The sequence below is a fragment of the Pseudomonas syringae group sp. J248-6 genome, assembly GCF_032586995.1.
In the GTDB taxonomy this organism is placed as follows: domain Bacteria; phylum Pseudomonadota; class Gammaproteobacteria; order Pseudomonadales; family Pseudomonadaceae; genus Aquipseudomonas; species Aquipseudomonas amygdali.
In genome coordinates, this window is record NZ_JAWHOP010000008.1 from 81,832 (window position 1) to 103,356 (window position 21,525).

The following is a 21,525-nucleotide window of genomic DNA, read 5'->3' on the forward strand; positions in this document are numbered from 1 at the left end:
GGAGTGTTTATGGCAGTCAAGGTCCTGGTGGTGGATGATTCCGGTTTTTTCCGCCGCCGTGTTACGGAAATTCTTTCTTCGGACCCCAACATTGTAGTGGTCGGCACCGCCACCAACGGCAAGGAAGCGATTGAGCAGGCGCTGGCGCTCAAACCTGATGTCATCACCATGGACTACGAAATGCCGATGATGGATGGCATTACGGCAGTTCGCCATATCATGCAGCGTATCCCCACCCCGGTATTGATGTTCTCGTCGCTGACGCACGAAGGTGCGCGCGTGACGCTGGATGCCCTGGACGCCGGTGCGGTGGATTTCCTGCCCAAGAATTTCGAAGATATCTCGCGCAACCCGCAGAAGGTCAAACAGCTGCTGTGCGAGAAAATCAACAGTATTTCACGCAGCAACCGCCGCTCAAGCGGTTTTGGTGCGGCGAGCGCTGCATCGGCTGCTCCGGCAGCGCCGACGCTGTCCAGCCGCGCACCTGCGCCCGCCGCCGCGCCAGCCCGTGCTGCGCCGACGCGCACAGCAGCGCCTGCCACGGCACCTGCGGCTCATGCTCACCATGCACCGGCGCACCCGACCACCTCAGGCACGCCCAAGCGCAAGGCTTACAAACTGGTGGCCATCGGCACCTCCACCGGCGGCCCGGTTGCGCTGCAACGGGTACTTACCCAGTTGCCGGCCAGCTTTCCGGCACCGCTGGTGCTGATTCAACACATGCCTGCGGCCTTCACCAAGGCCTTTGCCGAGCGTCTCGACAAGCTGTGCAAGATCAGCGTCAAGGAAGCGGAGGACGGCGACGTTCTGCGGCCTGGTTTGGCGTTGCTGGCACCGGGCGGCAAGCAAATGATGGTGGATGCGCGCGGTACGGTGAAGATTCTGCCGGGTGACGAGCGCCTGAATTACAAACCCTGTGTAGACATCACCTTTGGCTCTGCCGCCAAATCCTACGGCGACAAGGTGCTGTCGGTGGTATTGACCGGCATGGGTGCCGATGGCCGTGAAGGCGCGCGCCTGCTCAAGCAGGCGGGCAGTACCGTATGGGCGCAGGACGAAGCGAGCTGCGTCATTTACGGCATGCCGATGGCAATCGTCAAGGCTGAGCTTGCAGATGCGATCTACAGTCTGGATGACATGGGTCGGCACCTGGTAGAGGCCTGTCTCTGATGGATGTACTGAGTCTTATCGGTCTGATCCTGGCGTTTGTCGCGATCATTGGCGGCAACTTTCTTGAAGGCGGACACCTCGGTGCATTGCTCAATGGCCCGGCAGCCCTGATCGTACTGGGCGGCACACTGGGTGCTTCGCTGTTGCAGTCACCGATGAGCGCGTTCATGCGCGCCATGAAAATCATCCGCTGGATCATTTTCCCGCCTCGCATCGATTTGCCCGGCGGTGTCGACCGGGTGATCGGCTGGAGCATGACCGCCCGCAAGGAAGGCTTGCTCGGTCTGGAAACGGTCGCCGATTCCGAACCCGACAGTTATGCCCGCAAAGGCTTGCAGCTGTTGGTCGATGGTGCCGAACCTGCAGCGATCCGGAGCATTCTTGAAGTGGATTTCATCACCCAGGAAACCCGCGATATTCAGGCTGCCAAGGTATTCGAAAGCATGGGCGGCTATGCGCCGACCGTGGGCATCATCGGCGCGGTAATGGGCCTGATTCACGTCATGGGCAACCTGGCTGACCCCAGTCAACTGGGCAGCGGCATTGCGGTGGCTTTTGTCGCCACCATCTACGGTGTGGCGACGGCCAACCTGATCCTGTTGCCAGTGGCCAACAAGCTCAAGGCCATTGCCCACCGGCAGTCGCGTTATCGCGAAATGTTGCTCGAAGGTCTGTTGTCCATCGCCGAGGGTGAAAACCCGCGCTCCATCGAACTCAAGCTGCAAGGCTTCATGGAGTAACAGTGCATGGCTCGCCGACGTCAGGCCGAAGAACACGAAAATCATGAACGCTGGCTGGTGTCGTATGCCGACTTCATTACCCTGTTGTTCGCCTTTTTCGTGGTGATGTACTCGATTTCCTCGGTCAACGAAGGCAAATACAAGATTCTGTCCCAGGCATTGGTTGGCGTGTTCAACGATACCGAGCGGACTATGAAGCCGATCCCTATCGGTGAGCAGCGCCCGGTTTCGGTCAAGCCTGCCGAGCCGTTGGTAAAGGACAGCGAACAGACCGACGCCGGCATTGGCCAGGCTTCTGATGATCCGCTGCAGACCATCGCTCAGGATGTGCGCGATGCGTTTGGCGACCTGATCAAGTCCGACCAGATGACGGTGCGCGGCAACGAGTTATGGATCGAGATCGAACTCAATTCCAGTCTGTTGTTCGTCAGCGGCGACGCCATTCCCAGTGACAAGGCCTTCACGATCATTGAAAAGGTCTCTGGAATCGTCAAACGCTTTGATAACCCGATACACGTTGAAGGCTTCACTGACGACCAGCCGATCAGCACTGCACAGTTTCCGACCAACTGGGAACTGTCTTCGGCGCGATCTGCCAGCATTGTGCGCATGCTGGCGATGGACGGAGTCAATCCGGCGCGACTGGCCTCTGTGGGCTACGGTGAGTTTCAACCGATTGCGCCCAACACCACCGCCGCCGGACGCGCCAAGAACCGCCGCGTAGTGCTGGTCATCTCGCGAAATCTGGATGTACGCCGCAGCCTGACCAGTTCAGGGTCGGCCAATGTGCAGCCGGATGCTGCACTAAGGCGTGCTGGCACACAAACTGCACCGGTGCCAGCAAAGCCGCCGGTACGCGCGAACGCCGTCAATTCTCCGTCACCTGCCCCCTAACATCGTATCGGTATGGTCGTTGCTGTACGCAAGGAAAAACATCAATGAGAGTCTGGGCAGTAGCCAACCAGAAAGGTGGAGTCGGAAAGACCACCACGACCATCGCCCTGGCCGGCTTGCTGGCCGATGCGGGCAAGCGTGTGGTCGTGGTCGATCTGGACCCCCACGGCTCCATGACCAGCTATTTCGGGCATAACCCGGACGAACTGGAACACAGTGCCTTCGATCTGTTTCTCCACAAGGGTGCGGTGCCGGAGGGTCTTCCGGGCCAATTGCTGTTGCCGACCAGTGACCAGCGTATCTCGCTGATACCCTCCAGCACGGCGCTGGCCACACTGGAGCGTCAATCCCCTGGCCAGAGCGGTCTGGGCCTGGTGATTGCTAAAAGTCTGGCGCAGTTGTGGCAGGATTTTGACTATGCGCTGATCGACAGTCCGCCGTTGCTGGGCGTTCTTATGGTCAATGCACTGGCGGCCAGTCAGCAGTTGGCGATACCGGTACAGACAGAATTTCTGGCCGTGAAAGGCCTGGAGCGTATGGTCAATACCCTGACCATGATCAACCGTTCGCGCAAGGTGCCATTGCCTTACACCATCGTGCCGACTTTGTTCGACCGTCGTACCCAAGCGTCTATGGGCACCTTGAAATTGTTGCGCGACAGTTTTCCCGAGCACGTCTGGCAAGCCTACGTGCCGGTCGACACGCGGCTGCGCGATGCCAGCCGTCTGGGGCTTACGCCGTCGCAGAATGACAGCAAGAGTCGCGGTGTGATTGCTTATCGGGCATTGCTCAAGCATATGCTCGCCGAGCAGCTCAATGCTCAGGTGGCCTGACGTGAACGTCCATTCTTTCTACACAGTTTGCTCAAGTGATGCCTCAATGCGGCCGATAACTCTATCAGGTTGCACATGCTCCATTTTTTGTTGGGCCCCGGTATGAACCGCCCTGTAGAAGTAGCAACACGACCCAAACTGGCGTTGCAGTCCTATCTGGACGCATTGCTGTACGACGCGACTGAAGTGCTTGAAGAGCCTGTCAGCAGCATCGATGAATTTCAGGCGGCTGTGCTCGAAGAGCAGGCCTTTGATGCGCGGATGCAAGCGCAGATCAAACCGCTGGCGGTTGCGGTGGCCGCGCCGGCTCCGGTGGCTGTAGCAGTAAAGGTCGCAGCGCCTGCGCCCGTGATTGAAGTCGCTCCGGTGATTGTTGCCGAAGTGGTGAAGGTTGAAGAAGCAGTGTCGACCGTTGAGCTGGTCGAGCCGGTCGCCGAGTTGAGCACACTGGTGACCCAGCGCACGCCGACGCCGCCGCCGACCAGCGATGGTCGCCCGGCATGGGCCGCCGAGCCGTTCGAATGCCTGTTGTTCGACGTGGCCGGGTTGACGCTGGCAGTGCCGCTGGTATGCCTGGGGTCGATTTACCCGCTGGCAGGGCAGGAGCTGACGCCACTGTTCGGTCAGCCGGACTGGTTTCTCGGGATCCTGCCTTGTCAGGCAGGCAACCTGAAAGTGTTGGATACCGCGCGCTGGATCATGCCTGATCGCTACCGCGACGATTTTCGCCAGGGATTGCAGTACGTGATTTCGGTGCAGGGATACGAGTGGGGACTGGCGGTGCATCAAGTCAGCCGTTCGTTGCGTCTTGATCCGAACGAGATCAAATGGCGCACGCAGCGAGGTCAGCGTCCATGGCTGGCGGGCACGGTGATCGAGCACATGTGCGCGTTGCTGGATGTTGCAGAGTTGGCCGAGCTGATAGCCAGTGGCGCGGTCAAGCAGTTGAACAAGTCGAAATAATCATGGGTCGATGCCAGTGGCATCACCTGCAAAGAACACACGTGAGGGGTTGGGGTTATGAATAAGTCGTCTGCACAAGGTTCCGAAGATCCTATCCTGCAATGGGTTACGTTCCGCCTGGACAACGAGTCCTACGGCATCAACGTGATGCAGGTGCAGGAAGTGCTGCGCTACACTGAAATCGCCCCGGTCCCGGGTGCGCCAAGCTACGTACTGGGCATCATCAACCTGCGCGGTAACGTTGTCACTGTGATCGATACCCGTCAGCGCTTTGGCCTGGCTCCGGTTGAAGTCAGCGACAATACGCGTATCGTGATCATCGAAGCCGACAAGCAAGTGGTCGGGATTCTGGTCGACAGCGTGGCTGAAGTGGTTTACTTGCGTCAGTCTGAAGTCGAAACCGCGCCAAACGTGGGTAACGATGAGTCGGCCAAATTCATTCAGGGCGTTTGCAACAAGAACGGCGAACTGTTGATTCTGGTTGAACTGGACAAAATGATGTCCGAAGAAGAGTGGTCCGAACTGGAGAACATCTGATTGATCTTTGAGGTAGCTGTCGTCTTCCTGGGCATTCTCTGGGTAGTCACCCTGTTTATGTTCCTGGCCCATACCAGGCGTCAGCGCAAGCTCGACGCCGAGCGTGATGAGGCGGCTGCCTTGCGTGATCAGCGGATCAAGGAGTTGGCCAGGCGCCTGGACAACTACCAGAACGGCACGGTGCGCATGGGCGAAGCGTTACACGAGCTGCGTGCCATTGTTGCGCCGTTGCCGGACAAGCTCACTGCACTGGAACAGCGCGATCCCTCCACGCTGTCCTTTGCCCAGGCTGCACGCCTGGTCGGCATGGGTGCCAGCATCGATGAGCTGACCCAGTCCTGCGGCCTGACCCAGGCTGAAGCGCAACTGATGACCAAACTGCACAGCAATACTGCGAGCTAGTTTCTCTTCGGTACACGCCTGCGCTGCCCATTCAAGGTCGGACGCAGAGCGTCCAGAACTGCAACGATAATCTCAACTATCGTGCGACGCTCTGGACGCTCTGCGTCCGATTTTGAGTATGATTCTCGTTCCCACGCTCCGCGTGGTAATGCAGTTCGTGACGCTCTGCGTCACACAGCGGTTCTGCGACTTCAGATGCATTGAGGTTCGACTCAGGTCACCTTTTCGCCCCTCGGCGAGTTACTTTGACGGGCCAAAGTAACCAAACCCCCTCGCTCCTGTTTCCGGCCCGACTTCGTCGGGTTCCTTCGTCTTGTCACTGATCCGGGGGTCGCCGCAACGGGCCATCCATGGCCCGGTGCGGCTAGCCTGGCGTCCTGCCAGGCTACCCCCGGATCAGCGCCAGGACTCAGCCGTCACTAACGTCGCACTCTGCGTCGTCAGTGCCATCGCGATAAAAAAGCGCATTTACGATAGCCGTGAGCGCTGGAGAGTTTGGAACCTGTAACTCAGTCCCTGCGCCCTTACTGCTCGTCCAGCGCAAACTCGGTCAGGCAGAACGTCGGGATCTTCAGATCGCGCAGGCGTTGCGAGCCGCCCAGTTCCGGCAGGTCGATGATCGCAGCGGCTTCATGTACCTCGGCGCCCATGCGGCGGATGAGGTTGGCGGCGGCGATCAGCGTGCCTCCCGTCGCGATCAGGTCATCGAACATGATGACTGAGTCACCTTCGCACAGACTGTCGGCATGCACTTCCAGATACGCTTCGCCGTATTCGGTCTGATAGGCCTCGGAGAGCACGTCGGCAGGCAATTTGCCTTGTTTGCGAAACAGCACCAGCGGCTTGTTCAGTTGGTACGCAACCACCGAACCAATCAGAAAACCACGCGCGTCCATGACGCCGATATGGCTGAAATCGGCCTCTATATAGCGCTGCACGAAACTGTCGATTACCTGACGGGTAGCCTTGGGCGACTGGAAGAGGGGAGTGATGTCGCGAAACACCACGCCCGGTTTGGGGAAGTCTACGACCGGGCGTATCAGGGACTTGAAGTTCGATTGATCGAAAGTCATCAGGGGGATCCATGGCAGGTTTGGCCGATAGTTTAAGCCGACCCGCCACAGATCGCACGTCTCAGCTTTGCATTGCGCCGCCCGCCAGCGCACACAGCTCGATCGGGGCAAGGATATGAATCTCTTTGCCTTCTGCAGCAATCAGCTGATTTTGCTGGAACCGGGTGAATACTCGCGACACCGTCTCGACGGCCAGGCCCAGATGATTACCGATTTCGTTGCGCGACATGCTCAGACGAAACTGATTGGCCGAGAAGCCTCTGGCTCGAAAGCGCGCAGACAGATTGATCAGAAACGTGGCAATACGCTCATCGGCGGTTTTCTTCGACAGCAACAGCATCATTTGCTGATCTTCGCGGATCTCGCGGCTCATGACGCGCATCAACTGGCGACGCAGCTGCGGCAACTGCACCGACAGCTCGTCCAGGCGTTCAAATGGAATTTCGCACACTGAAGTGGTTTCCAGTGCCTGCGCCGAGACCGGATAAGCCTGGGCGTCCATGCCTGACATTCCGACCAGCTCGCTGGGCAGATGAAAGCCGGTGAGTTGTTCTTCGCCGTTGTCACTGATGTTGAAGGTCTTCAGCGCACCGGAACGTACTGCGTAGACCGACTCGAAGGTATCTCCCTGGCGGAATAGGAATTCGCCTTTTTTCAGCGGACGGCCCCGTTTGACGATCTGGTCAAGGCAGTCCATGTCTTCCGTATTCAACGAGAGGGGCAGGCAGAGTGGAGCGAGACTGCAATCCTTGCAGTGAGCCTGGTTTTGAGCGCGCAACTTTACTGGCTCGGACATCACTTAATTCCTTGTGGGAAAACACACATAAGCCGTAAGGGTAACTCACCCTTGCTTGTCGGGGCCAGCCTACAAAGACTTCTGCATCATCAAGGTTCCGCAGCGGCTGCCGATACGCCTGTATTCCCTTGGATGAACCAGGATGCCTTGGCATGTCAACGACACTTCCGTTGATCAACAGTATTACGATACGTACTGCGACCTCGCAGATTACGTACAGCAGCCAGACCAGCGAAAGCAGCGTCGAGGCGCCTGCAGGTGAGGCAAAGGGTGTAGAAGTCAATCTGTCGTCAGCGGGCAAGGCCGCAGCTGCGTCGTCTTCCAGAAACGCCGATATCGAGCAGAGCGGCCTGCCGTCTTCGGTGCAGAAGATCCTCAAGGCGATTCGCGAGCTTCAGCGCAGGATCGCGGAAACCATGGAGCAGATCCAGAAGGCTCTGAAGGACCCGAGTCTGAGTCCCGAGGAGCGCCGCACCAAAGCCGCGGCGCTACAGACCGTGCTCACCACATTGCAGGCGCAGGTGAGCAATTCCACGGCCGATTTGTCGACGCTGATGAATAGCCTGAACTCCAGCGACGCCGACAAGATCAAGGCGGGCATGCTGGTTCTGGCCAAAATGTAGAACCAGGCCGCTGGTCATATCACCCGCGAGAACTGCTGTCTGTTCTGCCGGGTCAGGTACGCATCGAAGACCATGCACACAGCACGCACCAGTAACCGGCCTGCCGGTCTGACTTCAATCCCAGCATCGCTCAACGCAATCAGCCCGTCCTTCTCCATGCCAAGCAGTTGTGGCCATGCGTCGCTGAAATAGCATCTGAAATCGATGGAGAATGCTTTTTCAATCTCGGCGAAATCCAGCATGAAGTGGCAGATCAACTGCTGAATGACTGCGCGTCTTATCCGGTCGTCATCGCTGCACATCAGCCCTCGTCTGGTTGCTGGCTGGTCGCTGTCCAGCAGCCTTTGATAGTCGCTCAGGTCGCTGCTGTTCTGACTGTACAGCTCGCCAATCTGGCTGATGGCCGAGACGCCCAGCCCGATCAGATCACAGTGACCATGCGTGGTGTAGCCCTGAAAATTGCGTTGCAGGGTCAGGTCTTCCTGGGCGATCGCCAGCTCATCGTCGGGCAGGGCGAAATGGTCCATGCCGATGTAGCGATAACCGGCGTTGCCCAGTTGCTCGACGGTGCGCTCGAGCATGAGCAGTTTGCTCCGGGCATCCGGCAGTTCGGCCGTGTCGATGCGTCGCTGCGGCATGAAGCGTTCCGGCAGGTGGGCGTAGTTGAACACAGACAACCGGTCGGGCTGTAATTCGATGATTTCATCCACTGTGCGGATGAAGGCTTGCGCGGTTTGTCTGGGAAGGCCGTAGATCAGGTCGATATTCACAGAACGAAACTGCAGCGTGCGGGCGGCTTCGACGATGGCGCGGGTTTCCTCCAGGCTTTGCATGCGGTTGATAGCCCGTTGCACGGTCGGGTCCAGGTCCTGCACGCCAAGGCTGACCCGGTTGAAACCCAGCTCGCGCAGCAGGCCCATGGTCGACCAGTCCGCTTCGCGAGGGTCAATCTCGATGCCATAGTCGCCGGAGTCATCTTCCAGCAAATTGAAATGCGCGCGCAGCTGCGCCATCAACCGACGCAGTTCAGCATGACTCAGGAAGGTCGGCGTGCCGCCGCCCAGGTGCAGTTGCTCCACTACCTGACCGGGTGCCAGGTGGCAGGCGAGCATCTGTATTTCGTGTTCGAGCCGCTGCAGGTAAGCCTGCGCGCGTCCGCGGTCCTTGGTGATGACCTTATTGCAGGCACAGTAGTAACAAATGTTCGCGCAGAAGGGCAGATGCACATAGAGCGACAGCGGGCGCAACGCCTTGCGGCTTTCCCGCAGAGCATGCAATAGGTCAAATGCGCCTATTTGTGTGTGAAGTTGCACTGCTGTCGGATAGGACGTATAGCGCGGTCCTGCTACATCATAGCGATGGATCAGGTCTGAATCCCAACGAATGGCGTCAAGCATGCGCACGTTTCCCGGTCAGGCTGGCGATGTCGCGAGCATACGCAGACGCTCAAGGGCGGGCGTTGACGTGGATCAAGCGGTGTGAGCTGCCCGGCCTCAGTGCCCCATCAGCCAATGCTGATGCGGCCCCGGCAAGGTCCAGAGGCCAAAGACGATTACCAGCAACCCTCCGGCCATGCGAACACCTCGTTTGCGCAGCAGGACAGTGGTGCGCTCGGCGGCAAGTCCGGTGGCCAGCAGAACGGGCCAGGTGCCCAGCCCGAAGGCCAGCATCAGCAAGGCGCTATGGAGAGGATTGCCCTGGCTGGCGGCCCAGAGCAGGGCGCTGTAAACCAGCCCGCAGGGCAGCCAGCCCCACAGCGCGCCGAGCAACAAGGCGCGGGGCAGGCTGGACACCGGCAGCAAGCGGCTGGCCAGCGGTTGCAGGTATCGCCACAGGCCTCTGCCCAGGCGCTCGATATGCGTCAGCCCGCTCCACCAGCCAGCCAGATACAGCCCCATCACGATCAGCAACACTGCGGCGATGACCCGCAGACCCGTTGCCAGCGGACTTTGCGCGACTGCCCAGCCGACCAGCCCGGAACCCAGGCCGGCAACCGTGTAACTGAGAATGCGCCCAAGGTTATAGGCCAGCAGCAGCCGGAATCGACGGGTGCGCTGTTCCTTGGGAATGGCCAGTGTCAGCGCTCCCATGAGGCCGCCACACATCCCCAGGCAATGGCCGCCGCCCAGCAGCCCGAGAATGAGTGCCGAGAGCAGCATCGAAGCAAGTTCAAACATCGTGTTTCTCGTCAGCGCCAGGCCGTTGCGGTTCTGACCGGGCATGATCCACCGGCGGCGGATCATCGAACAATATGCTGTGCGCCGGGCCTTCCATATCGTCGTACTGGCCGCTGTCCACCGCCCAGAAGAACACGTAGATCGCGACACCCACCAGCAGCAGCGCAGCAGGGATCATGATGTAAAGCGCGGGCATGAAACCTCCGGGGCAGATTGTGATGTGAGGGCGCGGCGCGGCATACGGGTCAGGCGCAAGGCGTTGAGCACTACGGTCAATGAACTGAGCGACATGCCGATGGCCGCCCACACCGGGGTGATCCAGCCCAGTGCCGCGAATGGCAGCATGAGGCCATTGTACAGGCCGGCCCAGAGCAGATTTTCGATAATGACCCTGCGCGTGCGTCGGGCCAGATTCAGTGCGTCGATCAGCACCGGCAAACGGTTGCACAGCAGCACGGCGTCAGCGCTGGTTTTTGCAAGGTCGGTGGCCGAGCCCATTGCCACACTGATGTCGGCAGCGGCCATGACCGGGACGTCATTCACCCCGTCACCGATCATCAGCACTTTGCGTCCTTGGGCCTGAAGTTGTCGCAGCACCTCCAGCTTGTCGTCCGGGCGCATGCCGCCACGCGCTTCGTCTATCCCCAGCGCCTGCGCGACACTGGCGACCATCGGCGAGCTGTCTCCGGACAGCAGCAGCGTTTTCCAGCCTCGCGCCTTGCAGGTCTGTAACAAGGTGCTGGCATCGTCGCGCAGTTGATCGTCGAGTACCAGCCAGGCCAGCGGCCCTTGCGCATCGCCCAGCAATAGCCACTGGCCGGACTCATCGGTGATCACCGGCGCTTCAGTGCCGCTCGGCGCACAGACAAACGCCGCCTGGCCGATGCGCAGCAGTTTCCCGTCAACCCATCCTTCCAGCCCCAGTCCTGGAGTGCTGCGCACCTCTTCGGCAGCCCTTGACGCTCGACCAAAGGCGCGGGCAATGGGGTGCTCGGAACGGTTTTCCAATGCAGCCGCCAGCTCCAGGCAGCGGTTGGCGTCCAGTTCGCGTAGCGGGTGAATGCTGCGCAGCGCCAGACGTCCCTCGGTCAGGGTGCCGGTCTTGTCGAAGATGACTGTGTCAATCTGATTCAGGCCCTCCAGCACATGACCTCGGGTCAGCAACAGACCAAGCTTGTGCAGCGTGCCGGTGGCCGCTGTCAGCGCGGTCGGTGTCGCCAACGACAGCGCGCAGGGGCAGGTGGCAACGAGCATTGCCAGGACAATCCAGAACGCGCGGGATGCGTCGATTTGCCACCAGACAACACCGATCAGTGCCGCCGCCATCAGCGAAAACAGCAGAAAGGTCTGTGCCGCCCGGTCGGCGATTTGCGCGAGACGGGGCTTCTGCGCCTGGGCGCGTTCGAGCAGGCGGACAATGGCCGAAAGACGGGTTTCCTGACCCAGCGCCGACACGGCAATGGTCAGCGGACTCTCGACATTCAACGTTCCTGCGGTGACCGCATCGCCCGCGCCGCGCGTTTGTGGCAGGTACTCGCCGGTCAGCAGGGACTCATCGATGCTGGAATAACCTTCGAGGATCCTGCCGTCAGCCGGTATCACCGCACCGGGGCGCACTAATACACGATCAGTCAAACGCAGCTCGCTGAGCATGATGCGCTGGCTCTGGCCATCGTCACCAAGGCGCAGGCATGAGGCGGGCAGCAGGTTGACCAGTTGCGCCGTGGCTGCCGCCGTGCGCTCGCGGGCGCGGCGCTCCAGGTAGCGTCCGGCCAGCAGGAACAATGCAAACATGCCCACCGCATCGAAATACAATTCGCCAGCGCCGGTGACCGCAGTCCAGATGCCGGCGACATACGCCGCGCCTATTGCCAGCGACACCGAGACGTCCATCGTCAGTTGACGGCTGCGCAGGTCGCGTAATGCGCCGCGGAAGAACGGTGCGCAACTGTAGAACACGATCGGAGTGGTCAGAAACAGCGCCACCCAGCGCAGGATAGTGTGCATCTGCGGGCTGAGGTCGATGTTGAACTCCGGCCATGTCGCCATGGTTGCCATCATTGCCTGAAACCACAGCAGGCCGGCGACGCCCAGTTGCCGTAACGCCAGCCGGTTTTCAATTGCCAGACGCTCGGCGGCGCGATCGGCCTGCCAGGGGTGAGCGACATAACCAATTGCGTGCAGTTCGCTCAGCAACTGACTGAGGGCAAGCTGGTCGCCGCGCCAGCGTACGTGCAGGCGATGGGTGGAGAGGTTCATGCGCGCTTCGGCCACTGCGGGCAAGCGGCTCAGGCGTTTTTCGATCAACCAGCCGCAGGCTGCGCAACTGATGCCCTCGACAAGCAAAGTGGCTTCTGACAAATCGCCGTCGTGGCGCACGAACGGTGCCTGTACTTCAGGGCGGTCGTAGAGTGCCAGCTCATCGATCAATTGCGTGGGCAGGCTTTCCGGGTTGGCCGAGGCCTCGCTGCGATGGCGGTAGTAGCTTTCCAGACCGCTGGCGACGATGGTCTCGGCCACCGCCTGACAGCCGGGGCAGCAAAGCTCTCGGGACTCACCGAGCACAACCGCCGTGAAATGGCCACCGGCTGGAACGGGCAGGCCGCAGTGGTAACAGCGCATTGGAGTGGCAGGGGGCAACGTCGCCATGTTCAGTCTTTCCGGCGTTGTGCGGCTTGCAGGGGTTCGTCGCCCAGGGTCAGGTCAGCAGCGCCGACCTGTTCTTCTTCGAACAGACGCCAGGTCTGGTCGCCTTCGACACCCAGCAGCTCCACAAAGCGCCGACCCTCGACCCGGTCCTGCAACTGCCCGATGTAACGGCCCGGTTCGGACGGACTGCGGGTCAGGAACACGCGGCGATCACTGTCGGGGCGCGTCGGGGAAATGAGGTTCAACTCCAGACGCTCCGGGTTGCTGTTGCCGCTCAGGCGCAGCTCGACTTCGCCGGTCAACTCGTCCAGATGTACACGGGCGTGCAGTTTGAGGTTTTGCGCAAGCATTTCCCTATTCAGCGAGCGATTGATGCCTTTGCCGGCCTCGTAGTAGTTATCGGTGACCAGCGGGTCAGGGTTGCTCACTGCGATGAACACCATCGACAGGCTCAACGTCACCGAGCAGGTCAGAATGGCGATGATGATCCATGGCCAGAGGTGCCTGTACCAAGGGCTTGCAGCAGTCGCAACGGGCATGACGGTGCTCTTAACGAAGAGGTGGGCCGATGAAACGGCTTTTGGTGTCGACATGCGTGTCGCTGTCGATGTCCTTGAGGGTAAAGGTGACTTCGTTGCTGTGTGCCGGGAGTTTTTCCGGCGCGCTGGACAGCTCCACCGGCAGGCTGACGATCTCGCCTGCCGGGACGCTGATTTCCCTGCGCCCCTGCAGTTTCAGGTCGGGCAGGCCGCTGGCCTCCAGCACATAGTCATGATCCACCTGATCCTTGTTCATCACTTTCACGGTGTAGACGTTTTCGATACGGCCTTCGGCGTTTTCCCGGAACAGCATGCGGTCCTTGCTGACATCCAGACCCACCAGGGTGCGCATGCAGAAGGCTGTGGTCAGTAGCCCGATCATCAGCAGCAGGACCAGTGCATAACCGATCAGGCGTGGGCGCAAGGTGCGGGTGCGCTGCCCGGAAAGATTGTGCTCGGTGGTGTAGCGAATCAGTCCGCGAGGGTAATCCATCTTGTCCATGACTGTATCGCAGGCATCGACACAGGCCGCGCAGCCGATGCATTCGACCTGCAGGCCGTCGCGAATGTCGATGCCGGTCGGGCAGACCTGAACGCACATCGTGCAGTCGATGCAGTCGCCCAGGCCCTGAGCACGGTGATCGGCTTCCTTTTTACGCGCCCCGCGGGTTTCGCCACGATTCGGGTCGTAGGAGATGATCAGCGTGTCCTTGTCGAACATCACGCTCTGGAACCGCGCGTAGGGGCACATATAGATGCACACCTGCTCGCGTAGCCAGCCTGCATTGAGGTAAGTGGCCAGGGTGAAGAAGCCGACCCAGAAATACGCCCAGCCATCCGCTTCGCCCGTGAACAGATCAATGCACAAGTCGCGAATGGGAGAGAAGTAACCCACGAAGGTCATGCCCGTGGCAAAGCCGATCAGCAGCCACAGGCTGTGCTTGGCGAGCTTGCGCGCCAGTTTGCCGGTGCTCATCGGGGCATGGTCAAGCCTGATGCGCTGGTTGCGGTCGCCCTCGGTGACTTTCTCGCACCACATGAACATCCAGGTCCAGACGCTTTGCGGGCAGGTGTAGCCGCACCATACCCGTCCGGCATAGACCGTGATGAAGAACAGCCCGAAGGCTGCAACGATCAGAATGCCGGACAACAGGATGAAATCCTGCGGCCAGAACGTCGCGCCGAAGATGTAGAACTTGCGTTGTGGCAGATCCCACCAGACCGCCTGGTGCCCACCTTTATTGAGCCAGACCGTGCCGAAAAAGATCAGCAGCAACACGGCACCGCCCAGCATGCGCACATTGCGAAACAGACCTTTGAACGCGCGGGTGTGGATTTTCGCGCGCGAGGCATAGAGGTCGATGAATTCGCCGCTTTTTTCGGATGGCGGTGTGATGTCGTGTACTGGAATCTGGTTGCTCATTGATGGGTCCAGCGGCGGTGGAGTAGCCCGGGCCGATACAGGTCAGGCAGGTTTACATCCGCGTTCAACGTGACGCACGTGAATAAACGGCCGCTTCTTCATTCAACTGGCTGACCCAAGGGTTGAGCAGCGCGACGCCGCATGACTGAAAGTCGATTGTGTTGCGTGTGACCACGGTCATGCCATGCACCAGCGCAGTAGCCGCGATCAACGCATCGCATTCGCTGCGCGGGTCGGGGACATGCAGTTGGGCGCAGCGCCTTGCGACCTGAGTGTCGACTGTCAGGATACGCCCGGCGAACGCTTTCAATACATGCTGCTCAAGCCACATTCGCAATGCTGTGCCCTGTGCCGGGTCGCGGCGTTCGATACGCAGGATACCTGTTTCGAGCTCAAGAATCGTGATGGACGAGATGAAAAGGCTGGAGGCCATCTGTGTTCGCGACCAGCGGAGCACGTTCGTATCGGCGTTGCGTTTTCTGAGTTCGGACACCACGTCGGTGTCGAGCAGGAACATCAGGACAGGTCAACCGGTCGAGTCGAGATGACAGCCCGTTGCGGCTCGAATTCGATATCGAGGTGCGCCGGCATGATCAACAGGTCAGCGATGCTCGCTGCACTGCCGGTCAGTTGCAGGTACGCCTCGATCGAAAGCAGCACATGGGCAGGGCGGCCTCGGTCGGTAATGAACACCGGGCCTTCATTCGCGGCCTTCTTGGCCCCGCTGGTGTCTTGGTTGAATTCGCGGCTTGAGAGGGTAGTTGTCATGAAAGCGACCTCCGGAATGGGCAGACACATCGTTGTCATAATGAGCAATTCTAAGCGTGTAGAGATGTAACTACAATGCGTGCAGTGACGCAAATTACTACCGCGCACTGCTTGCCTGGTATCCCGATGCTAAAAATCCACTGGGTCTGGTGGTTCCTGACGCAGCGTATGGGTCAGCTTTGCTGACTACGGCGTATGCAGTGCTTATCTGCATGCGCGTCAGTGCGCGTCGCCAGCTTCTCTTGGTATTTCAGATTGCAGAAATGCAAAATTTATTACCGAAGCCCGTCACGTAGGCGTGGAGTAATAAGCAGCCCCTATGACTGGGCTACTTATTAAACGCTGTGCCGTTTGTCACTCAAAGAACTGCCATCGGTATCTAATAGCCGACCTATCAGTTCTGATAGTAGAGTTTCAGCAGATGTTTGTAATAATGAGTACAGCCGAAATGCTCTGAGTAACGCTCTCTGTCCGTGTTTTGGTTCTGGGGTTTTAGTTTTCATGAGGGTTTTGATATGTCTAGCTACAGGCTTTTTCCTTGTGCGTTGTTCAGCACATTGTTATTAATGTGCGGGTGCGTTAGTGATGTGAAAAATGAAAGCCCAGACGCTATGGCGAGCGCGGTCGGGCCTAAGGGCATAATAAGGCATATTATATTTGCTTCTGACCCTCAATACCCTTGGTCAAAGGATAAAAAAAATATAGAGGACAGTCTGGGCACTTTGCCGCACCAGCAATCGCAGGACGTCCTACTGCAATCCCGCTCCTCGGTTAACGAGGTTAGTACTGAAGACCTCATCAGAAATCAATATTCTGCGATACAAAAATGGCGTGCCGGAGCCATGGGCGGGACCGGCAATAACCCGGTCATCATAAACGGAGACATGACGGCGTTTGGCCATGACAATGAAAGGGCATTTTTGTACGGGACACTGGATTCAATATTGTCGACGAATTGGTATTTTGGACTGGGTAATCATGATTACAAGAACAATATAGACGGCTGTGGAAATAATGGCTGCGCCCGAGACAATATGGAGGACCTTGTAGGCCGGATGGGCGGTAATCGGATGGATTATAGCGTTAATGAAAGCGGAGTTATTCATACCACCAAAAAGTATTCAGGAAGCTTTGCGTACTTTAAGGATTTTGGAGGTGTGCGGTACATTCAGCTGAATTTGGACCCTTCGTATATAAGGTGGTTTTATTCTGGAGGTGTATGGACAACAAATGAGTTTGATATTTTGTCACCCGTTGAGAATGGCTGGCTGGAGAATCAGCTGATTCATGCAAGGGATAATGGAAAATTTGTCATTATTGGTATGCATGACGCAGAGGAATGGACCCGGACATCCGATCCACGTACTCAAGCTATCCTCACTAAATTTCGTAACCTGTTAAAGGAGTATGATGTCTCAGCCATTTTTGCAGGTCACTTTCACACCGCTGCCGGAATATATCCAAGTCCCTATGAAGGGGTGCCTGTTTTTCTGAGTGGTTCGGCAACTGAAGAGACTTTTCTCATCACCGATATTGATGAGAGCTCGAGAAAAATTTCCGTCTGGCTCGTTAGAAATAATACGCCCGAGACCGCGCAACATCTGGGTGTGTTTCCTCTCAAACAATCAGTTAAAACTCCACCAACCGACGAATATGACAATGCGGGGAGTTGGGGGACCTGGGGGCCATCGGCACTGTGTCCAAGTGGACTGTACATAAACGCTTTTGATGTAAAGGGGGAAAAATGGCAGGGCGACGATGACGATACGGCCGTCAATGCGATCGTTATGTACTGCCACGATGATGTCGGCCTGAGAAGCAAAGAAGGAGGATGGGGGACTTTTTCAGGATACAGGAAGTGCCCTGCCGACCAGGCGATCGTTGGATTTCAGTTGAAAATGGAGCCCTCTCAAGGGGACGGAGACGACACAGCAGTGGACTCTGTCAGGTTTGTTTGTGAAGGGGGACAGTCCATAGCCGCAGCCTATGACACAAGTTATGGCGTTTGGAAAAAAACTTACCGCTGTCCTGCCGGAATGGTTGCTATCGGTTTTGAAACACGCGTCGAAGACTATCAGGGGGACGATGATGATAAGTACCACGACGATACGGCTTTGAACGGCATGAGGATGAAGTGCGGTTCCAAGCCTTGATGTGTCGGCAATGGCAGTCGTGAGGGTTTCAGGCCGTCACGACGCCAGGCGCACTGTCTGTAAGAGCCGTATCACTCTTTTTCAGCAGGCTGCTCCTTGCGGGACAGGCTGTAAACATAGGCAGCCAGAATGTGAACCCGGTCATTGCCTTGCAGTGCCTGCTGAGCGGGCATCTGGCCCTGGCGGCCATCACGAATGGTCTGCTGCAACTGAGCGAAGCTGGAGCCGTAGATAAACGCGTTGGGGTGCGTCAGGTCTGGCGCGCCAAGAATCGGCATTCCCTTGCCTTCGGGCCCATGACAGGCAGCGCAGAGTGTCGCGAAGGTCTTCTGTCCCGCGACCGGGTCAGCTTTGGCACCTTCGGGCAACTGCCGGGCGTCCAGTTGAGTCAGCACGTAGGCCGATACATCACGCACACCCTGTTCGCCCAGCACTTCGCCTAGGGCGGGCATCACGCCCATGCGCCCGGCCATGATCGACGTCTTGATCGCCTGGGCATCGCCGCCCCAACGCCAGTCGGCATCGGTCAGATTGGGAAAGCCGTAGGCGCCTTTCGCGTCAGAGCCATGGCAGACCGAGCAGTTGGAGGCAAACAGGCGAGCACCGATTTTCAGCGCCTGCGGGTCTTTGGCCACCTCCTCGACGGGCATGGCGGCGTATTTGGCGAACAGCGGGCCGTAGCGTGCTTCGGCAACAGCCACTTCCCGTTCCCATTCGTGGACACTGCTCCAGCCTTGCCTGCCGTCGGAGAATTGCGTCTTGCTGTCCTTGTCCCGATAGTCGTAACCCGGCAGCAAACCCTGCCAGTTGCCCAGGCCCGGGTACAGGGCTAGATAGCCCAGCGCAAAGACGATGGTCGCTACGAATAGATAGAACCACCATCTGGGCAGTGGGTTGTCGTACTCCTCGATACCGTCGAACGTATGGCCGACGGTTTCATCTGTCGGTTCGTCGGGCTGACCTTTGCGCGTGGACAGCAGCAGCCAGAGCATGGCGATGATTGTGCCCAGCGTCAGGACCGCGACGTACAGGCTCCAGAACGTACTCATGGTTGGTCTTCCCGTTCAGCTCTGGCGCGCTCGACCTTGCCGATGGCCTCGGGGTCATCCGCGAAAGGCAACAGGGTCGCATCGTCGAAGTGTGCCTTGCGGGCAGGGCTGAACACCCACAGCATCAGGCCGATGAACGCCACCATCACGACCAGTGTGCCAAGGCCTCGAATCATTCCGATGTCCATCATGTTCACCGTTTGCTCTTGATGAGCGTGCCGAGGCCTTGCAGATAGGCCACCAGCGCGTCCATTTCGGTCTTGCCCTGCACGGCCGCCGCCGCACCGGCGATGTCTGCGTCGGTGTACGGGGTGCCAAGGGTGCGCAGCACTTGCAGCTTTTTCGCCGTCTGCGTGCTGTCGATCTTTTTCTCGGCCAGAAACGGATAGGCGGGCATGATCGACGTTGGGACCACGTCCCGAGGGTTATTCAGATGTACACGGTGCCACTCGTCCGAGTAACGACCGCCGATCCGTGCCAGGTCCGGCCCGGTGCGTTTGGAGCCCCACAGGAAAGGGTGATCCCAGACGCTTTCGCCTGCTACCGAGTAATGCCCGTAGCGTTCGGTTTCGGCGCGTAATGGTCGGATCATCTGCGAGTGGCAGCCTACGCAACCATTGGCGATGAACACATCACGGCCTTCTACTTCAAGCGCGCTGCGTGGCTTCATGCCTTCGATCGGTTGATTGGTCACATCCTGAAAAAACAGCGGGACGATCTGCGTCAGCCCGCCGATGCTCACGGCAACGACCATGAAGAAGGCCAGCAGGCCGATGTTTTTTTCGAGCACATGATGTTTCATCAATGCGCTCCCACGACGGAAATGCGCGCAGCGGCCTCGGCCGCTTGCGGGTCAGAGGCGCGCACGGTACGTATCACGTTGTAGGCCATCAGCAGCATGCCGCTGGTGAAGATGGCGCCGCCGATGGCCCGCACGATGTAGCCCGAGTGACTGGCTTGCATGGTTTCGATGAAGGAATAAGTCAGCGTGCCGTCGTCGTTCACTGCACGCCACATCAAGCCCTGGGTAATGCCATTGACCCACATCGAGGTGATGTACAGCACGGTGCCCACGGTCGCGAGCCAGAAATGCGTGTTGATCAGGCTGACGCTGTGCATGTGCGGACGGGCGTAGAGTTTCGGAATCATGTGATAAACCGACCCGATGGTAATCATCGCCACCCAGCCCAGTGCCCCGGCATGCACGTGACCGATGGTCCAGTCGGTGTAGTGCGACAGCGAGTTGACGGTCTTGATTGCCATCATCGGGCCTTCAAAGGTCGACATGCCATAGAACGCCAGCGAAACCACGAGAAAGCGCAGTATCGAATCGGTCCGCAACTTATGCCATGCACCCGACAGCGTCATCATGCCGTTGATCATCCCGCCCCAGCTGGGTACCAGCAGAATGATCGACATGACCATGCCCAGCGACTGCGCCCAGTCTGGCAGGGCGGTGTAGTGCAGATGGTGCGGACCGGCCCAGATATACAGGGTGATCAATGCCCAGAAGTGCACGATGGACAAACGATAGGAGTACACCGGGCGCTCGGCCTGTTTGGGCACGAAGTAATACATCATGCCGAGAAAGCCGGTGGTCAGGAAAAACCCTACGGCATTGTGCCCGTACCACCACTGAATCATCGCGTCGGTCGCTCCGGCGTAGGCCGAATAGGATTTGAACAGGCTGACCGGCAGCGAGATGTGGTTGACGATGTGCAGCATGCCGGTCACCACGATGAATGCGCCGTAAAACCAGTTGGCGACATAGATATGCCGGGTCCGGCGTTTGACGATGGTGCCGAAAAACACTGCAGCGTAGGCGGCCCAGACGATCGCCAGCAGAATCGCCACCGGCCATTCAAGTTCGGCATATTCCTTGGTGGTGGTATAGCCCATGGGCAGCGTCACGATGGCGCCGACAATTACGGCTTGCCAGCCCCAGAAGGTGAAGGCCGCCAGACCATCGGAAATCAGCCGCGTCTGGCAAGTGCGTTGCACCACGTAATAAGAGGTGGCGAACAGCGCGCAGCCGCCGAAGGCAAAGATCACCAGATTGGTGTGCAGCGGGCGCAGGCGTCCGAAGGTGGTCCATTCAAGTTCCAGGTTAAGCCCTGGCCAGACCAGTTGCGAAGCAATGAACACGCCCAGGCTCATGCCGATCACCCCCCAGACCACGGTCATGATGGCAAACTGGCGCACCACTGTGTAGTTGTAGGTCGTCGGACTGGTTGTTGTGTTCATTACAGACTTCCACGATTCAGATGTTGACCGCAGACGTAATCGGGCTCGGGCGATGCATCGCTGGAAATGGCATCGAAGCACACGAAAAGGCAGGGGCAGGAACAGACAGGCACATTAGCCAGCGTCAAATGGTTGCAGCAGACGTGTGTCGGCGAGTTTAGCTTTGAAAGAAGGGTGTGGGAAGCCGCAGCGCGGAGCGGATAATCTGCGTTGTATTGTCAGCGAGTATTCCGCACCCCGTTGCAGGGTGCGGAGTTCACGCATTGCCGCTGGATTGGCGCAAAACGGTGGCGACCTTCGCGTACAGACGAGTTGATCAGGACTCGCGCAAAGACTGTCACGTATGTTCAATCGGCGGCTGCATCTGTCATAGCCCAGCAAACTGGCCTGAGCAGGCATATGACTCTGGCGACCGACTCAGCGGTTCTGTTGCAATTGTGCGAGGCCAGTACCGTCAATGAAACCGCCCGGCGGTGTCAGGTTTGGGGCGCT

23 protein-coding genes are annotated in these 21,525 nt (G+C 58.7%); 9 read left to right on the forward strand and 14 right to left on the reverse strand.

All coding sequences use genetic code 11. The annotated features are described in order from the left end of the window. Positions 1 to 9 precede the first annotated feature (9 nt). From RYC17_RS12815 to RYC17_RS12845, 7 genes are all read left to right on the forward strand, one after another. Positions 10 to 1,170, forward strand: a complete 1,161-nt coding sequence (locus RYC17_RS12815) for a chemotaxis response regulator protein-glutamate methylesterase (protein ID WP_058402389.1) — start codon at positions 10 to 12, stop codon at positions 1,168 to 1,170. After that, the gene (locus RYC17_RS12820) at positions 1,170 to 1,910 is read left to right on the forward strand and encodes a flagellar motor protein (protein ID WP_054987607.1); all 741 of its coding nucleotides are present in this window, start codon (positions 1,170 to 1,172) and stop codon (positions 1,908 to 1,910) included. Before RYC17_RS12815 ends, RYC17_RS12820 begins: the two co-directional genes overlap by 1 nt. 6 nt (positions 1,911 to 1,916) lie before the next feature. After that, complete coding sequence (gene motD / locus RYC17_RS12825) at positions 1,917 to 2,804, forward strand: flagellar motor protein MotD (RefSeq protein WP_004664478.1); 888 nt, start codon at positions 1,917 to 1,919, stop codon at positions 2,802 to 2,804. A 44-nt stretch (positions 2,805 to 2,848) separates the two neighbouring features. Continuing rightward, on the forward strand, positions 2,849 to 3,637 hold the full coding sequence (locus RYC17_RS12830; RefSeq protein ID WP_057403002.1) for a ParA family protein: 789 nt from the start codon (positions 2,849 to 2,851) through the stop codon (positions 3,635 to 3,637). 75 nt (positions 3,638 to 3,712) lie between these two features. Beyond that, positions 3,713 to 4,600, forward strand: coding sequence for a CheW domain-containing protein (locus tag RYC17_RS12835; protein ID WP_058402390.1), 888 nt, complete (start codon positions 3,713 to 3,715; stop codon positions 4,598 to 4,600). Between the two features lie 57 nt (positions 4,601 to 4,657). Then, a complete protein-coding gene (locus RYC17_RS12840; RefSeq protein ID WP_003370201.1) occupies positions 4,658 to 5,137 on the forward strand; it encodes a chemotaxis protein CheW in 480 nt (159 codons plus the stop codon). Continuing rightward, complete coding sequence (locus RYC17_RS12845; RefSeq protein ID WP_004644274.1) at positions 5,138 to 5,539, forward strand: DUF2802 domain-containing protein; 402 nt, start codon at positions 5,138 to 5,140, stop codon at positions 5,537 to 5,539. 524 nt (positions 5,540 to 6,063) lie between these two features. Here the strand turns inward: RYC17_RS12845 and RYC17_RS12850 are convergent. Together RYC17_RS12850 and fnr are read right to left on the reverse strand one after the other, a co-directional pair. Further along, positions 6,064 to 6,612, reverse strand: a complete 549-nt coding sequence (locus RYC17_RS12850) for an adenine phosphoribosyltransferase (RefSeq protein ID WP_122280570.1) — start codon at positions 6,610 to 6,612, stop codon at positions 6,064 to 6,066. A 61-nt stretch (positions 6,613 to 6,673) separates the two neighbouring features. Continuing rightward, a complete protein-coding gene (fnr, locus tag RYC17_RS12855) occupies positions 6,674 to 7,408 on the reverse strand; it encodes a fumarate/nitrate reduction transcriptional regulator Fnr (protein WP_005744587.1) in 735 nt (244 codons plus the stop codon). A 152-nt stretch (positions 7,409 to 7,560) separates the two neighbouring features. Between fnr and RYC17_RS12860 the strand changes: the two genes are divergently transcribed. Continuing rightward, the gene (locus RYC17_RS12860) at positions 7,561 to 8,031 is read left to right on the forward strand and encodes a hypothetical protein (RefSeq protein ID WP_058402106.1); all 471 of its coding nucleotides are present in this window, start codon (positions 7,561 to 7,563) and stop codon (positions 8,029 to 8,031) included. 14 nt (positions 8,032 to 8,045) lie between these two features. Here the strand turns inward: RYC17_RS12860 and hemN are convergent, their stop codons facing one another. The 8 genes from hemN to RYC17_RS12900 all read right to left on the reverse strand — a co-directional run bounded on the left by hemN (position 8,046) and on the right by RYC17_RS12900 (position 15,587). Next, a complete protein-coding gene (hemN, locus tag RYC17_RS12865) occupies positions 8,046 to 9,428 on the reverse strand; it encodes an oxygen-independent coproporphyrinogen III oxidase (protein ID WP_219169633.1) in 1,383 nt (460 codons plus the stop codon). Positions 9,429 to 9,524: 96 nt separating this feature from the next. Next, the gene (locus RYC17_RS12870) at positions 9,525 to 10,208 is read right to left on the reverse strand and encodes a sulfite exporter TauE/SafE family protein (RefSeq protein WP_316903270.1); all 684 of its coding nucleotides are present in this window, start codon (positions 10,206 to 10,208) and stop codon (positions 9,525 to 9,527) included. Further along, positions 10,201 to 10,404, reverse strand: coding sequence for a cbb3-type cytochrome oxidase assembly protein CcoS (ccoS, locus tag RYC17_RS12875; protein ID WP_058402109.1), 204 nt, complete (start codon positions 10,402 to 10,404; stop codon positions 10,201 to 10,203). The genes RYC17_RS12870 and ccoS overlap by 8 nt, the downstream gene beginning before the upstream one ends. Next, on the reverse strand, positions 10,383 to 12,857 hold the full coding sequence (locus RYC17_RS12880; protein ID WP_058402110.1) for a heavy metal translocating P-type ATPase: 2,475 nt from the start codon (positions 12,855 to 12,857) through the stop codon (positions 10,383 to 10,385). Before RYC17_RS12880 ends, ccoS begins: the two co-directional genes overlap by 22 nt. Before the next feature lie 2 nt (positions 12,858 to 12,859). Continuing rightward, positions 12,860 to 13,396: a FixH family protein gene (locus RYC17_RS12885; RefSeq protein ID WP_058402111.1), complete on the reverse strand. Its 537-nt coding sequence runs from the start codon at positions 13,394 to 13,396 to the stop codon at positions 12,860 to 12,862. 10 nt (positions 13,397 to 13,406) lie between these two features. Next, positions 13,407 to 14,819 carry a cytochrome c oxidase accessory protein CcoG gene (gene ccoG / locus RYC17_RS12890; protein ID WP_122258532.1) on the reverse strand — a complete coding sequence of 471 codons (1,413 nt, stop codon included), beginning with the start codon at positions 14,817 to 14,819 and terminating at the stop codon, positions 13,407 to 13,409. A gap of 64 nt (positions 14,820 to 14,883) precedes the next feature. After that, complete coding sequence (locus tag RYC17_RS12895) at positions 14,884 to 15,336, reverse strand: type II toxin-antitoxin system VapC family toxin (RefSeq protein WP_316903274.1); 453 nt, start codon at positions 15,334 to 15,336, stop codon at positions 14,884 to 14,886. After that, the gene (locus RYC17_RS12900) at positions 15,336 to 15,587 is read right to left on the reverse strand and encodes a type II toxin-antitoxin system Phd/YefM family antitoxin (RefSeq protein ID WP_058402114.1); all 252 of its coding nucleotides are present in this window, start codon (positions 15,585 to 15,587) and stop codon (positions 15,336 to 15,338) included. Before RYC17_RS12900 ends, RYC17_RS12895 begins: the two co-directional genes overlap by 1 nt. A gap of 473 nt (positions 15,588 to 16,060) precedes the next feature. Between RYC17_RS12900 and RYC17_RS12905 the strand changes: the two genes are divergently transcribed. Further along, positions 16,061 to 17,740: a metallophosphoesterase gene (locus RYC17_RS12905; protein ID WP_316903276.1), complete on the forward strand. Its 1,680-nt coding sequence runs from the start codon at positions 16,061 to 16,063 to the stop codon at positions 17,738 to 17,740. Positions 17,741 to 17,811: 71 nt separating this feature from the next. On the opposite strand, the gene ccoP is transcribed toward RYC17_RS12905, so the two are convergent. The 4 genes from ccoP to ccoN are packed head-to-tail and all read right to left on the reverse strand — an operon-like array spanning position 17,812 to position 21,033. Further along, on the reverse strand, positions 17,812 to 18,789 hold the full coding sequence (gene ccoP / locus RYC17_RS12910; protein ID WP_316903277.1) for a cytochrome-c oxidase, cbb3-type subunit III: 978 nt from the start codon (positions 18,787 to 18,789) through the stop codon (positions 17,812 to 17,814). Next, positions 18,786 to 18,977 carry a CcoQ/FixQ family Cbb3-type cytochrome c oxidase assembly chaperone gene (locus RYC17_RS12915; RefSeq protein ID WP_005744598.1) on the reverse strand — a complete coding sequence of 64 codons (192 nt, stop codon included), beginning with the start codon at positions 18,975 to 18,977 and terminating at the stop codon, positions 18,786 to 18,788. The genes ccoP and RYC17_RS12915 overlap by 4 nt, the downstream gene beginning before the upstream one ends. A 5-nt stretch (positions 18,978 to 18,982) precedes the next feature. Further along, a complete protein-coding gene (ccoO, locus tag RYC17_RS12920; RefSeq protein WP_316903279.1) occupies positions 18,983 to 19,591 on the reverse strand; it encodes a cytochrome-c oxidase, cbb3-type subunit II in 609 nt (202 codons plus the stop codon). Beyond that, on the reverse strand, positions 19,591 to 21,033 hold the full coding sequence (gene ccoN / locus RYC17_RS12925; RefSeq protein WP_058409186.1) for a cytochrome-c oxidase, cbb3-type subunit I: 1,443 nt from the start codon (positions 21,031 to 21,033) through the stop codon (positions 19,591 to 19,593). The genes ccoO and ccoN overlap by 1 nt, the downstream gene beginning before the upstream one ends. Between the last annotated feature and the right edge of the window lie 492 nt (positions 21,034 to 21,525).

What these genes read in the sequence shown, in the direction of transcription:
- RYC17_RS12815 (WP_058402389.1), top strand. Translation starts at nt 10, where the DNA reads ATGGCAGTCAAGGTCCTGGTGGTGGATGATTCCGGTTTTTTCCGCCGC.
- RYC17_RS12820 (WP_054987607.1), top strand. Translation starts at nt 1,170, where the DNA reads ATGGATGTACTGAGTCTTATCGGTCTGATCCTGGCGTTTGTCGCGATC.
- motD (WP_004664478.1), top strand. Translation starts at nt 1,917, where the DNA reads ATGGCTCGCCGACGTCAGGCCGAAGAACACGAAAATCATGAACGCTGG.
- RYC17_RS12830 (WP_057403002.1), top strand. Translation starts at nt 2,849, where the DNA reads ATGAGAGTCTGGGCAGTAGCCAACCAGAAAGGTGGAGTCGGAAAGACC.
- RYC17_RS12835 (WP_058402390.1), top strand. Translation starts at nt 3,713, where the DNA reads ATGCTCCATTTTTTGTTGGGCCCCGGTATGAACCGCCCTGTAGAAGTA.
- RYC17_RS12840 (WP_003370201.1), top strand. Translation starts at nt 4,658, where the DNA reads ATGAATAAGTCGTCTGCACAAGGTTCCGAAGATCCTATCCTGCAATGG.
- RYC17_RS12850 (WP_122280570.1), bottom strand. Translation starts at nt 6,612, where the DNA reads ATGACTTTCGATCAATCGAACTTCAAGTCCCTGATACGCCCGGTCGTA.
- fnr (WP_005744587.1), bottom strand. Translation starts at nt 7,408, where the DNA reads ATGTCCGAGCCAGTAAAGTTGCGCGCTCAAAACCAGGCTCACTGCAAG.
- RYC17_RS12860 (WP_058402106.1), top strand. Translation starts at nt 7,561, where the DNA reads ATGTCAACGACACTTCCGTTGATCAACAGTATTACGATACGTACTGCG.
- hemN (WP_219169633.1), bottom strand. Translation starts at nt 9,428, where the DNA reads ATGCTTGACGCCATTCGTTGGGATTCAGACCTGATCCATCGCTATGAT.
- RYC17_RS12870 (WP_316903270.1), bottom strand. Translation starts at nt 10,208, where the DNA reads ATGTTTGAACTTGCTTCGATGCTGCTCTCGGCACTCATTCTCGGGCTG.
- ccoS (WP_058402109.1), bottom strand. Translation starts at nt 10,404, where the DNA reads ATGCCCGCGCTTTACATCATGATCCCTGCTGCGCTGCTGCTGGTGGGT.
- RYC17_RS12880 (WP_058402110.1), bottom strand. Translation starts at nt 12,857, where the DNA reads ATGGCGACGTTGCCCCCTGCCACTCCAATGCGCTGTTACCACTGCGGC.
- RYC17_RS12885 (WP_058402111.1), bottom strand. Translation starts at nt 13,396, where the DNA reads ATGCCCGTTGCGACTGCTGCAAGCCCTTGGTACAGGCACCTCTGGCCA.
- ccoG (WP_122258532.1), bottom strand. Translation starts at nt 14,819, where the DNA reads ATGAGCAACCAGATTCCAGTACACGACATCACACCGCCATCCGAAAAA.
- RYC17_RS12895 (WP_316903274.1), bottom strand. Translation starts at nt 15,336, where the DNA reads ATGTTCCTGCTCGACACCGACGTGGTGTCCGAACTCAGAAAACGCAAC.
- RYC17_RS12900 (WP_058402114.1), bottom strand. Translation starts at nt 15,587, where the DNA reads ATGACAACTACCCTCTCAAGCCGCGAATTCAACCAAGACACCAGCGGG.
- ccoP (WP_316903277.1), bottom strand. Translation starts at nt 18,789, where the DNA reads ATGAGTACGTTCTGGAGCCTGTACGTCGCGGTCCTGACGCTGGGCACA.
- RYC17_RS12915 (WP_005744598.1), bottom strand. Translation starts at nt 18,977, where the DNA reads ATGGACATCGGAATGATTCGAGGCCTTGGCACACTGGTCGTGATGGTG.
- ccoO (WP_316903279.1), bottom strand. Translation starts at nt 19,591, where the DNA reads ATGAAACATCATGTGCTCGAAAAAAACATCGGCCTGCTGGCCTTCTTC.
- ccoN (WP_058409186.1), bottom strand. Translation starts at nt 21,033, where the DNA reads ATGAACACAACAACCAGTCCGACGACCTACAACTACACAGTGGTGCGC.